We start from the raw sequence: 863 nt of genomic DNA on the forward strand, positions 1-863 counted from the left end.
GGGTTTTAGGTCAGCCCGTTGATCAGGCCGTTGATCAGGCCTCGATGGGCGTGACGGTGAACACGCAGTGGTCGTGTCCTTCGGCCGCGCAGCGGGTTTCCTCGCTGTGGGTCTTCCAGGTCTTGCCGGTGTCCTGGCCAACCCAGTCCATGGCGCCGGAGAACCAGCCGGCGAAGAGGTAGCAGACCTTGTCCTTGGTCACCGGCACGCCGGCGATGCCCTGGGCCAGGACGAACACCGAGTGATCGAGCTTGATGCGCGCGTGGCCGGTGTTGGCGTCCACCTCGTCGAAGGAGAACAGGCCCCAGCCACGCTGAGACAGCCGCTTGAGGTAGTGCTCGTACACGGCCAGGCCGCGCAGGCCATGCGTCTTGGCTTCCTGTTCGCACCAGAAGTAGGCCGAGCGGTAGCCGGCCTTGTAGAGGCTTTGGGCGTAGGTGTCGCGGCCGATGGCGGCCTCGGCTTCCACGTGGTTGTTCACGAAGAAGTGCCGGGGCACGTAGATCATGGGCAGACCGTCGGTGGTCCAGATGCCGGTGTCCTCGGCAACTTCGATGGGCAATTGCGGATTCATGTTCAGGCTCCCCACACTTCCTTGAAGACTCGCATCCAGTTGCCGCCGATCACCTTCTCGATCTTGCGGGTGGACCAGCCGGCATGGACCATGGCGCTGGTCAGGTTGGGCATTTCGCCGATGGTGCGGATGCCCACGGGGTTCAGCACCGTGCCGAAGTTGGTGAGGCGGCGGCCGCGGCCCTTGTCGTGCGTGATGTGGTCGAAGAAATCCTGGCCGTAGCCCTGGGTGTGGTCGGTGCCCACGCCCACGCAGTCCTCGCCCACGAGGTTGATCACGTAGTCCAGGG

Annotated in this window: 2 protein-coding genes; both read right to left on the reverse strand. The window is 64.4% G+C overall.

Annotated features, from left to right (window positions below):
• Nucleotides 1–34 precede the first annotated feature (34 nt).
• A complete protein-coding gene (locus ALA01S_RS31260) occupies nt 35–574 on the reverse strand; it encodes a DUF5943 domain-containing protein (RefSeq protein ID WP_066343692.1) in 540 nt (179 codons plus the stop codon).
• Between the two features lie 2 nt (nt 575–576).
• A partial coding sequence (locus ALA01S_RS31265) for a membrane dipeptidase (RefSeq protein ID WP_174548678.1) occupies nt 577–863 on the reverse strand: 287 nt, incomplete at its 5' end.

The sequence above is a fragment of the Azohydromonas lata NBRC 102462 genome (assembly GCF_001571085.1).
Classification (GTDB): domain Bacteria; phylum Pseudomonadota; class Gammaproteobacteria; order Burkholderiales; family Burkholderiaceae_C; genus Azohydromonas; species Azohydromonas lata.